Source organism: Streptomyces coffeae (genome assembly GCF_016741875.1).
In the GTDB taxonomy this organism is placed as follows: Bacteria; Actinomycetota; Actinomycetes; order Streptomycetales; family Streptomycetaceae; genus Streptomyces; species Streptomyces coffeae.
Genome location: NZ_JAERRF010000034.1, coordinates 82,193 through 92,574 on the forward strand (window position 1 = coordinate 82,193; position 10,382 = coordinate 92,574).

General features: G+C 69.0%; 12 protein-coding genes and 1 pseudogene. 10 read left to right on the forward strand and 3 right to left on the reverse strand.

The annotated features are described in order from the left end of the window. The first annotated feature begins 7 nt into the window (after positions 1 to 7). From JK363_RS35860 to JK363_RS35880, 5 genes are read left to right on the forward strand one after another with little or no spacing between them, the layout of a single operon-like run. On the forward strand, positions 8 to 430 hold the full coding sequence (locus JK363_RS35860) for a hypothetical protein (RefSeq protein ID WP_201881887.1): 423 nt from the start codon (positions 8 to 10) through the stop codon (positions 428 to 430). Continuing rightward, complete coding sequence (locus tag JK363_RS35865) at positions 427 to 1,179, forward strand: SDR family NAD(P)-dependent oxidoreductase (RefSeq protein ID WP_201881889.1); 753 nt, start codon at positions 427 to 429, stop codon at positions 1,177 to 1,179. Before JK363_RS35860 ends, JK363_RS35865 begins: the two co-directional genes overlap by 4 nt. After that, positions 1,179 to 2,219, forward strand: coding sequence for a helix-turn-helix transcriptional regulator (locus JK363_RS35870; RefSeq protein WP_201881890.1), 1,041 nt, complete (start codon positions 1,179 to 1,181; stop codon positions 2,217 to 2,219). Before JK363_RS35865 ends, JK363_RS35870 begins: the two co-directional genes overlap by 1 nt. Next, positions 2,216 to 3,190, forward strand: a complete 975-nt coding sequence (locus JK363_RS35875; protein WP_201881891.1) for a DNA glycosylase family protein — start codon at positions 2,216 to 2,218, stop codon at positions 3,188 to 3,190. The genes JK363_RS35870 and JK363_RS35875 overlap by 4 nt, the downstream gene beginning before the upstream one ends. An 11-nt stretch (positions 3,191 to 3,201) precedes the next feature. Beyond that, positions 3,202 to 3,684: a hypothetical protein gene (locus JK363_RS35880; protein WP_201881892.1), complete on the forward strand. Its 483-nt coding sequence runs from the start codon at positions 3,202 to 3,204 to the stop codon at positions 3,682 to 3,684. A gap of 95 nt (positions 3,685 to 3,779) precedes the next feature. Here JK363_RS35880 and JK363_RS35885 read toward each other — a convergent pair whose 3' ends face one another. Beyond that, the gene (locus JK363_RS35885) at positions 3,780 to 5,186 is read right to left on the reverse strand and encodes an NAD(P)-binding domain-containing protein (protein WP_201881893.1); all 1,407 of its coding nucleotides are present in this window, start codon (positions 5,184 to 5,186) and stop codon (positions 3,780 to 3,782) included. A gap of 98 nt (positions 5,187 to 5,284) precedes the next feature. Between JK363_RS35885 and JK363_RS44435 the strand changes: the two are divergent. From JK363_RS44435 to JK363_RS35905, 5 genes and pseudogenes are all read left to right on the forward strand, one after another. Beyond that, positions 5,285 to 5,833 (forward strand): annotated as a pseudogene (locus tag JK363_RS44435) (flavin-containing monooxygenase); the annotation flags it as partial. A 206-nt stretch (positions 5,834 to 6,039) separates the two neighbouring features. Next, positions 6,040 to 6,291 carry a hypothetical protein gene (locus JK363_RS44440; RefSeq protein WP_307822003.1) on the forward strand — a complete coding sequence of 84 codons (252 nt, stop codon included), beginning with the start codon at positions 6,040 to 6,042 and terminating at the stop codon, positions 6,289 to 6,291. A 53-nt stretch (positions 6,292 to 6,344) separates the two neighbouring features. Next, entirely contained in the window at positions 6,345 to 6,719 is a 375-nt protein-coding gene (locus tag JK363_RS35895; protein ID WP_201881894.1) for an ArsR/SmtB family transcription factor, read from the forward strand. A gap of 238 nt (positions 6,720 to 6,957) precedes the next feature. After that, the gene (locus JK363_RS35900) at positions 6,958 to 8,193 is read left to right on the forward strand and encodes an IS110 family RNA-guided transposase (RefSeq protein ID WP_201881896.1); all 1,236 of its coding nucleotides are present in this window, start codon (positions 6,958 to 6,960) and stop codon (positions 8,191 to 8,193) included. Between the two features lie 49 nt (positions 8,194 to 8,242). After that, positions 8,243 to 8,761 (forward strand): GNAT family N-acetyltransferase, encoded by a 519-nt coding sequence (locus tag JK363_RS35905; RefSeq protein ID WP_201881902.1) that lies wholly within the window; start codon positions 8,243 to 8,245, stop codon positions 8,759 to 8,761. Positions 8,762 to 8,801: 40 nt separating this feature from the next. On the opposite strand, the gene JK363_RS35910 is transcribed toward JK363_RS35905, so the two are convergent. Further along, positions 8,802 to 9,857 (reverse strand): ArsO family NAD(P)H-dependent flavin-containing monooxygenase, encoded by a 1,056-nt coding sequence (locus JK363_RS35910; protein ID WP_201881898.1) that lies wholly within the window; start codon positions 9,855 to 9,857, stop codon positions 8,802 to 8,804. After that, positions 9,854 to 10,382: arsenic resistance protein (locus JK363_RS35915; protein ID WP_372444918.1), on the reverse strand; the 529-nt coding region annotated here is incomplete at its 5' end. The genes JK363_RS35910 and JK363_RS35915, both read right to left, overlap by 4 nt.

Sequence of the window (10,382 nt, forward strand, 5' to 3'; positions counted from 1 at the left end):
GCCCGCCATGGACGACACGATGCGCGCGATCGTGATCACCGAGAGCCTGACCGGAGGCCAGCTCCCGCCAGGCCTGGCGCCCCTCGAAGACCGCCGCTACCGGCACATGTTGGACGAGAGCACCCCCATCGAGATCATCGAACTCACGGTGCCGACCGACAGGGCTCCTGCTGCGGGCCTGCAACTCGCTCAGGCACTGCTCCCCAAGCTGTACTACGCGCACCTGATCGACAGCCAGCAGATGCTCGTCGCCTTCCCGCAAGCCCTCGTGCTGATCGTTCGAGGCGGCCAGCAGGCAGCGGAGCGCGCTCAGGCAGTCGGTGCACTGTTCGGCATCCCGCCGGAGCAGATGCGCTTCCTGGAGATGTTCGATGAAGACCACCCCGACGCTCCCTCCTCCGCCCGAGGGCGGGGAGGCGCCGAGCGGTGAGTCGTGCCACGACATCGAGTACGCCGCTGGCCGTTATCACGGGCGCCAGCGGCGCTCTCGGTGCAGCCATCCATGCTCTGCTCGCTCAGCAGGGCTGGCACGCTGTGGTCACCTACCGAACCCGTCCTCCCTCGAACAAAGAGGACACTTCGACGCCGGGAACCAGGTGGGTGCGCTTCGACGGGAGCACCGATGACGGCACCGAAGCACTGCGCGAAGCTGTGGCACAGCACCCCGGACGCCTACAGGCCGTCTTCGCCTGCATTGGCGCCCCGTCCACGAAACGCTTCATCACCGACACCCCGACCGCCGAATTCGAAGCCGTGCACCAGGCCAACACCTTGAGCTTCATCCGCACCTGGCATGCCGTCGCTGAGCGCGCCCGCACCGATGCAGCGTCGCTGCTTGCCATTGGCTCCGACGCAGGACGCGCCGCGCGTCCCGGAAACGGCCCGTACACGGCGGCCAAGGCCGCGCTCGAAGCCGTCATCCTCACCCTCGCCAAGGAGGAGCATCCGCACGGCGTCCGCGCCAATCTGGTAGCCCCCTCTCTGATCGACTCGCCCCTTGCCCAGCAGGTCCTCAAGCTCAAAGGAGTCACCGACCAAGATCGCTACTACACCGAGCTGCCGTGGGGCCGGCCGCTCAGCCTGGACGAGGTTGCCCGCGTCTGTATCGACCTCGCCACCGCCAGGCACTGGCGCTACGCCACCGGACAGATCTATCCACTTCTGGCGGCAACAGGCTGATGGTCAACGACGTCCACGCTCGCCAACTGGCCATCGTGCAGACGCTGCGCAGTCGCAACTGGGTGCCCGCCTCCTCGCTCGCCGAACGCTTCGGCGTAACGGAGCGGACAATCTACCGGGACATCGAGAAGCTGACTCAGCATGGAATCCCCATTCAGGCCAGCCCCGGCCGTGAAGGCGGCTACCGGCTCACCCCCGACAACCCGCTTGACCCGCTCACCCTCGACTCCGACCAGGCCCTCCGCCTCTACGTCCTCGGCCTTGTCGAGCCCGCCGACGGCACCGAAACACCCGAGTCTCGCGCCCGCAATGCCGGGATCAACGCCACTACCCAAGAGGTGATGCGCCGCCTGACCCAGCGCATCCATTTCGACACTGCCGACTGGTACTGGCGCGACGAAGGATCTGGCCACCTTCCCACCCTGCGGTACGCGATGCTGACCGGCACCGCGGTGGAGGTGGCCCTTCGCGTAAAGGGCGGCGCCCAGGAGTCCCGGCTCCTGAAGCCCTACGGCATGGTCTGGAAAGCCGGTGAATGGCACATGGTCGCCGCAGCCCCATCCGGAGACCCCGAACGCTTCCGTCTCAACTTGGTCGACCGGCTTACCCTGACCGACCTGCAGTTCACCTACCCAGAGGACTTCGTCGTCCGCGACTGGTGGGCAGCAGCCATGGAGGACTACGGCAAAGGACCAACCCGCATCGAGCTGCATGTCGCCTCAGCAGCACGAGAAGAACTCCTACGCCTGAGCCTGAAGTCCAACTCCGAGCTCCACGACCAGCCCGACGGATCACTGATCATCGTGCTCTTCGCCGACCGATGGGAATGGCTCATTCCACTCGTCACCAGCTACGGCCAAGACGTCACGGTGACCCAACCCCCAGAACTCCGCGCTGCCGTCATCACACACCTCCGCTGCGCACTGGACGCCTACGAATCACCCTCGGCCCTTCAACCCTCAGACGAATCAGCCAGCTTCCGCAACGACGACTCCCGCCTCCGTTCCACCCGCGGTCGCACACCCAGGAGCACCACGTGACACCACGCCGCCTTCCACAGGCCGACACCCTGCGGCTCTCCACGACCGGACCTTTCGACTTCCGGCACACCCTGTGGAAGCCCAGCCACTTCGCCACCGCCCTGGAAGCCCATACCCCCAACGAGAGCTGGCGCACATTCCGCCTGGACGAGCTGGTGTGCGGTGTTCACCTCCGCCCTGATGGACCCAGCGGACTGGCCGCCGACATCTACACCGATGGCGAGTGGAAGCCCCACCACCGCCAACCCCTCACCCAGCGCCTGACCAATAGCTACGGCCTCAACGAGAACCTGGCCGAGTTCACCGACCTCGCCAAGAAGATCCCAGCAATGACCCAGCCGCTGGCAGCCTTTGACGGGATGAGGCAGAGCTGCCCGGAAGACCTCTTCGAGATCGCCGTCATCGCTCTCCTCCTGCAAAACGCGACTGTGGCCCGCACTGCGCAGATGATGCGCAACCTTCTCACCCACTACGGTCACGTGGTCCACTTCGCGGGCCTGACCCTCCGGGCGTTCTTCACACCAACGGAGATCATCGGCATCCCGGCCGAAACCTTCCGTGAACGTGACCGGCTCGGATACCGCGACAAGTACCTCCCACGCTTCGCCGCATTCTTCGCCGAAGACGGCACCCAAGAGCTCGCTGGGGCAAACGACCTCGCCACCCGCTTCCAAGAGATCAAAGGTGTGGGTCCCTACACCGCTGCTGTGATCGCTTCTCACGCCTCACGCGACCACAGCGCCCTCGGCCTGGACGTATGGAACTGCAAGATCCTTGCCCGCCGGCTCCTCAACATCGACGACGCCCCAGCCGAGGACGTTCAGGCCCGGATAACCGAACTCTTCCCCGGCTACCAAGGACTTGCCGCGCTCTACCTCATCGAGCACGAGTACCTGACCGCCCCGGTGGTGCCACTTCTGCACCCAGACGGGCTCGCCGCGTGGAACGACGCCTTCGAGAAGCCCGTCTGACACATCCCAGAGTGCTTCCCGAGGGCCTGCGCGACGGCATGTGCATGTATGCACCGCCCGGGGGTGATGTTCTCCTTGCCTGCTTCGACCGGCGGCACCGCGTTGCCCTGCTGGATCACGGGATTGCGGCCGCCGGACGGCTGTGGGCTCTGCCGTCCGTGCGGCAGAGGACGGCCGAGCCGTACCGGCGGGCCGCGCAGCGCCTTGCCCGCACGATGGCCCCCGCGGGGGCCATCCGCCTCGGCGCGGTCACCGGCCGCGTCCCGGCCCCCGCCTCCGGAGCCACTTGGCCTCGGCGGCAGGGTGAGCGCCGCATCTTCACCGGGCATGTCACCTCGCTCTGCGCTCTGCCCGGCGCCGACATGCCTCTGACCTGGCTCCCATACGCCCAAGTTGCCGCGTGTATCGGGGATTTGGGGGTCACGGATCTGGGCCTGCTTCTTCAGGGATATGTGGACGGCTGGATTCCGGACGGGTGGATCACCCTGGAGTAGCCCTGTCCCTCAGGCGCCGGGGGGCAGGGCTGCGCGGGGCCGCGACCGGCCCCAGTCCCGGTCGCGGCGACGTCTGTGCGAAGTGTTCGGGCCGGTCACGAGCCGCAGCAGCCCCCGCCCGGCGCGTCCTCAGTGGCAGTGGCAGCTGGCGCCGTTGTGGCGAGCTGGACGGGCTGGGGTTCGGGGGCGGCGCAGCAGCCTGCGCCGGAGGTCTGGTCGGCTTCGGGCTGGTCGAAGAGTCCTGCGCCGCCGCACACTCCGGTCTCCGGCAGGGTGAGTTCGATGCGGTCGGCGGCTTGAAGGTCACCGGCGAGGGCGGCGGCAACCGAGCGGACCTGCTCGTAGCCGGTCATGGCCAGGAAGGTCGGGGCGCGGCCGTAGGACTTCATGCCGGCCAGGTAGATGCCGCTTTCGGGGTGGGACAGTTCGCGGTGGCCGTGGGGGTAGACGGTTCCGCAGGAATGGACGTTGGGGTCGATCAGCGGGGCCAGTTCGAGGGGGGCCTGGAGGCGCTCATCGAGGTTCAGGCGTACCTCGGACAGGAAGGAGAGGTCAGGGCGGAGGCCGGTCAGCACGATCACCTCATCCACCGCATCGAGCCGTCGCCCGTCCTCGCCGACCAGTACCAGGCGCCCGTCGCGGTCGCGCTCGATGGTCTCGGTGCGAAAGCCGGTGACGGCGTCGGCGTGGCCGTCCTCGACAGCGGACTTTGCCGCCAGGCCCAGGGCCCCGCGGGCGGGCAGCTGGTCGGCCGCGCCGCCGCCGAAGGTGGCCCCGGAGATGCCCCGCCGCAGGATCCACACCGCCTTCGTCCCCGCACCGCCATCGGAGACGGCCAGGTCAGCCAGATAGGCCAGTGCGGTGAAGGCGGAGGCACCTGAGCCGATCACCGCGGTCTGCTTGCCCGCGTACCGGGCCCGCACGGCGGGGTCCTTCAGGTCGGGGACGCGGTAGGTGATGCGGCCGGCCGCCTCCCGCTCGCCGAGGGCGGGCAGGCCGCCTGCGCCCGCGGGGCTGGGAGTGGTCCAGGTGCCGGAGGCGTCGATCACCGCGCGGGCGAAGACACGCTCCTCGCCTCCGTCGGCACGGGTGTAGTGGACGGCGAAGGGCTGGGCCTCACGGTCGGCATCGACGATGCGGTCGCGCCCGGCGCGGGAGACGCCGGTGACGGTGACGCCGAAGCGGACCCGATCGCCCAGGGCATCGGCCAGCGGCGTGAGGTACTGCTCGGCCCAGTCACCGCCGGAGGGGTAGGAGGCCGCGTCGGGGCGTGTCCAGCCGGTGGGGGCGAGCAGCTTCTCAGCCGCCGGGTCGGTGACCTCACCCCAGGGAGAGAACAGCCGCACATGTGCCCACTGGCGCACCGCTGCCCCAGCGGCCTGCCCGGCTTCCAGGACCAGCGGGGTGATGCCGCGGTCGATCAGGTGGGCGGCGGCGGCCAGGCCCGTCGGCCCGGCTCCGATCACGACAACGGGCAGCTCAGCGGTGGCGGGCGCGTTCACGGCGACTCCTAGCGTCATCCGGCGTCTCGAACAGGTTGCGCAACCAGCATCACCCCTGATTCGATAAACGTCAACATAGACGCTTGTCGAATCAGGGGATGGTTGTGGAGTACGTCGACGTCGCGGTGATCGGCGGGGGCCAGTCCGGGCTGGCCGCCGCACATGCTCTGCTCCCGCATGGACTGAGGCCGGTGGTGCTGGAGGTGTCCGAGCAGGCGGCCGGGTCCTGGCCGCGGTACTACGACAGCCTCACTCTGTTCTCCCCGGCCCGGTACAGCTCGCTTCCCGGCCTGCCTTTCGGTGGCGACCCCCGGCGGTATCCGCACCGGGACGAGGTGGTCGACTACCTCCTGCGCTGCGCCGGCCGGCTGGACGCGGAGATCCGTACCGGTTGCCGTGTGGAGGAAGTCCACCGCGACGGGGGCGGGGAGGGGTTCTTGGTGACGCTGGCAGACGGCTCCCGCCTGGGCGCGCGTGCCGTGGTGGCGGCCACCGGGGGCTTCGGCTGCCCGAGGCGGCCCGCCCTGCCAGGCCTTGAGTCGTTCCCGGGCGCGGTCCTGCACGTCGCCGAATACCGCGGTCCGCAGCCCTTCGCCGGTCAGCGGATTGTGGTGGTGGGCGCCGGTAACTCTGCCGTTCAGGTCGCGGCCGAGCTCGCCGGCCATGCCCAAGTCAGCCTTGCCAGCCGGTCTCCCATCAAGTGGTTCAAGCAGCGCCCCCTGGCCGGCAGAGACCTGCACTTCTGGCTCAAGGTCACCGGCCTGGACATCGCACCGCTCGGACGCTTCCAGCGTGCTCCGGCCACCATGGGTTCGCCACCGTCGAGGGCCCCAAGGTCATCTGGAGCGACGGCTTGGCCGAGGAGGTCGACACCATCGTGCTGGCCACGGGCTACCGGCCCGACCTCGGATACCTCGGCCCCCTCGGGGACTTGGACTCACAGGGGCGCCCGCGCCATCGCGACGGGATCGCCCACGCCCACCCCGGCCTCGCCTACGTCGGACTGGAATGGCAGCGCAGCCTGTCCTCCGCTTCCCTGCGGGGAGTCGGCCGCGACGCACAGCGGATCGCCCGGCACCTGGCCGCCCATCTGGCCCGGCCATAGCCCGCGGCAGCCGACCCTGGAGCGCTTGGTTCGATGTATGTCAACATAGACGCATGTCGAACGCGCAGGCGATGCCGCAGCTCGATACGGAAGGCGGCCAGGCGGTGGCACCGTGCTGCCCGCCGCTGACCGAGCGCCCCTTCACCGCTGAGGAGGCCGAGACGGCCGCGCGGATGTTCAAGGCGCTCGGCGACCCCATCCGGCTGCGACTGTTCTCCGCGGTCGCCTCGCATCAAGATGGCGAGGCGTGCGTGTGCGACATCTCCGATGTCGGCGTCTCCCAGCCCACGGTCTCCCACCACTTGAAGAAGCTCAAGGAGGCCGGGCTGCTGACCTCCGAACGGCGCGGAACCTGGGTGTACTACCGGGTCGCGCCATCGGTGCTGGCCGCGATGAGCCAGCTCCTCACAGCCACCCCCGCCGCCTAATGGGAGCTGCCGGGTCAGGGAAGGCTCGGTGCCGTAGCCGCCAGCAGGTGAGCACTTCCGCCGCCGGAAGCAGTCGACTTCTGTGGTCAGACCGTGCCCCTGCTGGTCGGCCGGGAGGCCAGACCGTTGATGGGGTGGCGTGCCCGCCCCATGGGGCGTGAGCACTGGATCCATTAGGCCGCGTGCCGCGCCTTCCGCAGGCTGCAGAGGAAGCGAAGTTCCTGACCAGGAGGACGAGTTGCTGCTGATCGGCGATGACTGGGCCGAAGACCACCACGATGTCGAGGTCCAGGACGGGGACGGTCGGAAACTGGCCGTCGCGAAGCTGCCCGAGGGCGTGGAGGGGATCGCAAAACTGCACGAGCTCGTCGCCAAGCACGGCGGCAAGGACGAGGGTCTGTTGGATGCCGCCGAGGTCGTGGTCGGGATCGAGACCGACCGCGGTTCGTGGGTGCAGGCCCTGATCGCCTCCGGCTACCAGGTCTACGCGATCAACCCGCGGCAGGTCGCCCGCTTCAAGGAGCGGTACGCCTCTTCCGGCGCCAAGAGCGACAAGGGCGACGCGCACGCGCTCGCGGACATGGTTCGCATCGACCGCGACCAGCTGCGGCCGATCGCCGGGGACAGCGAGCAAGCGCAAGCCGTCAAGGTCGTTGCCCGCGCCCACCAGACCCTCATCTGGGAACGCACCCGCACCTTCCAGCGACTGCGCAGCACACTGCGCGAGTACTTCCCCGCCGCCTTGAACGCCTACGCAGACCTCACGCTGACCAGCACGGACGCGCTGGAACTGCTGATCAAGGCCCCTACCCCGGCAGCCGGAGCGAAGCTGACCCGCACGCAGATCACCACAGTGCTGGCACGCGCCCGGCGCCACCACCGGGACGCGAAGGCAGCCACGATCCAGGCCGCGCTGCGCGAGCGGCAGCTCGGCCTGGCCGAGCCCGTCACGGCCGCCTACGCGGCCACCGCCACCGCCCACGCCCGGCTGCTGATCGCGTTGAACGAGCAGATAGCCGGGCTGGAGGGACAGGTGAAGGCCCATTTTCTGAAGCACCCGGACGCTGAGATCTACCTCTCGATGCCCGGCATCGCAGAGATCACCGGCGCCCGGGTGCTCGCCGAGTTCGGTGACGATCCCACCCGCTACGCCAACGCGAAGGCCCGCAAGAACTACGCCGGCACCAGCCCCATCACCCGGGCCTCCGGCAAGAGTCACACCGTCCAGGCCCGCTACGTCCGCAACAACCGGCTCGCCGACGCGTTGCAAACCCAGGCGTTCTCCGCCCTGCGGGCCTCCCCGGGAGCCCGCCGCTACTACGACAAGCAACGCGCCCGCGAGGCCGGTTACAACCCCGCCCTCCGACAGGTCGGCAACCGCCTGGTCGGCATCCTCCACGGATGCCTCAAGACCCGCACCCGCTACGACGAAGCGACCGCCTGGTCGCACCACGCGCATCCCCATGCCGCTTGACTTCAAACGACATGGGGTGTCTGACCACCTTCTGCTCCAGGGGCTCAGCATGGTGACCCTCCACACCGGCCCGTCGAGCACGGCCATCGTGCCACTCACCGCAGACCACGCGGATCAGGTCCTGGCCATCTACCAGGCGGGCATCGACGAAGGCAACGCAACCTTCGAGACCACCGCGCCCGCCTGGGACTCCTTCGATGCAGCCAAGCTGCCCGAACACCGCTTCGCCGCCCTCGACGCAAGCGGAACGGTCCTCGGCTGGGTCGCAGCCACCAAGGTCTCCAGCCGATGCGCCTACGCCGGTGTGGTCGAGCACTCCGTCTACGTCCACCCCGACGCCCGCGGTCACGGCATCGCTTCCGCGCTGCTCAGGGCGCTCATCGAGTCCTCCGAGGCGGCAGGGATCTGGACCATCCAGTCCGGCATCTTCCCTGAGAACACCGCCAGCCTCGCTGTGCACCAGCGGGCCGGGTTCCGGGTCATCGGCACCCGGGAGCGCATCGGCCGCCACCACGGCACATGGCGCGACGTGTTGCTCATCGAACGCCGCAGTCCTGCCATCTCGTGATCACCGACCCATCAGCGCAACAGGTCATGCCGGTCTGGGGTCAGTGCAGCTGTTCCGCGATCTGGCGGGCCGCTTCTCGTGCCGGGCGGCCCACACCGATCAGGGTCGCGGAGGCCGGGCCGGTCCAGTCCCCGTACCTGAGGAGGTGCAGCCGCGACTCGTCGGCGGTGCGGGTGCCGTTCACCGCGATGTGGCCGCGTGGCCCCCGCAATCCGAGCGGGGCGAGGTGGATCAGGGCAGGGCGGAAGCCGGTACACCAGATGATCGTGTCCACCTCGCTGCTGGTGCCATCGGCCCACTGGACACCGGTGGCGGTGCACCGGGTGAACTTCGACCTGGCCGTGAGGAGTCCTGCGTCGCGGGCAGCGCGAACCGGCGGTACTGCGACGATATCGCCGAGCGAGGCGACGCCGCCGGTGTCGGTGCGACCTTCGTCCAGCGCGCGGCGCCGGGCGGTGGCAGCGTCGAACAGGACCCGGCCATCGATGTCGTCGGCCAGGAACCGCGGTGGGCGCTGAGTCGCCCAGGTCAGATCCGTGTCGTAAGCGAGGTCGGCGGCGATTTGGGCTCCGGAATTTCCTCCACCGACGACGATCACACGCTGGCCTGAGAGGTCGGCCGGACGGCAGTACTGCACGGTGTGGAGCTGGCGGCCCCGGAAAGCGCTGCGGCCGGGCACGGCGGGCAGGAAGGGGCGCGACCACATGCCCGTGGTGCTGATGACGGACCGCGCCCGCCAACTGCCGGAGTCGGTCTCGAGATGAAGGAACTGTCCGCGCCGATGGACCCCCTCGACCCACACGCTGCGCTGGATGGGCAGGGCGTACCGCTTCTCGTAGTCGGCGAGGTACTCGACCACATGCCCGGCGTCCGGGTAGACCTCGCCAGGCTGGGGTGGCATGAGGCGCCCGGGGAGCGAGGAGTAGGCGGCCGGGGAGAACAGGCGCAGCGAGTCCCAGGTGTGCTGCCAGGCGCCGCCTGGGGTGGACTGGGCATCGAGGATGACGAAGTCCACGCCCAAACGGCGCAGGTGGTAGCTGGCAGCGAGCCCTGCCTGGCCGCCGCCGACCACCACTACATCGGCCTGCTGCGTCACCGCGCGGCGAACCTCTTGCGCCACGCCAGGGACACGTACACCAGCGCCACGAGCACTGGCACCTCGATGAGCGGGCCGACGACGCCGGACAGGGCCTGGCCGGAGGTGACGCCGAAGGTGGCGATGGCGACGGCGATGGCCAGTTCGAAGTTGTTGCCCGCGGCGGTGAAGGCGAGGGTGGCGGTGCGGTCGTAGGCCAGGCCGATGGCCTTGCCGAGTACGAAGGTGCCGAACCACATCAGCGCGAAGTACACCAGCAGCGGCAGGGCGATGCGGGCGACGTCGCCGGGCTGGGAGGTGATCGTCTTTCCCTGGAGGGCGAAGAGGATGACGATCGTGAACAGTAGCCCGTACAGGGCCCACGGTCCGATCTTGGGCAGGAAGCTGTTCTCATACTGCTCGCGGCCGAGCTGCCTCTCGCCGATGCGCCGGGTGAGGAACCCGGCGAGGAGCGGGATGCCGAGGAAGATGACGACGTTCAGGGCGATCTTCCACATCGAGATGTCCAGGTGCTCGCCGTCGCCC

Excerpts from the sequence above, each read along its gene's own strand:
- JK363_RS35860 (WP_201881887.1), top strand. The coding sequence starts at position 8 with ATGGACGACACGATGCGCGCGATCGTGATCACCGAGAGCCTGACCGGA.
- JK363_RS35870 (WP_201881890.1), top strand. The coding sequence starts at position 1,179 with ATGGTCAACGACGTCCACGCTCGCCAACTGGCCATCGTGCAGACGCTG.
- JK363_RS35895 (WP_201881894.1), top strand. The coding sequence starts at position 6,345 with ATGTCGAACGCGCAGGCGATGCCGCAGCTCGATACGGAAGGCGGCCAG.
- JK363_RS35905 (WP_201881902.1), top strand. The coding sequence starts at position 8,243 with ATGGTGACCCTCCACACCGGCCCGTCGAGCACGGCCATCGTGCCACTC.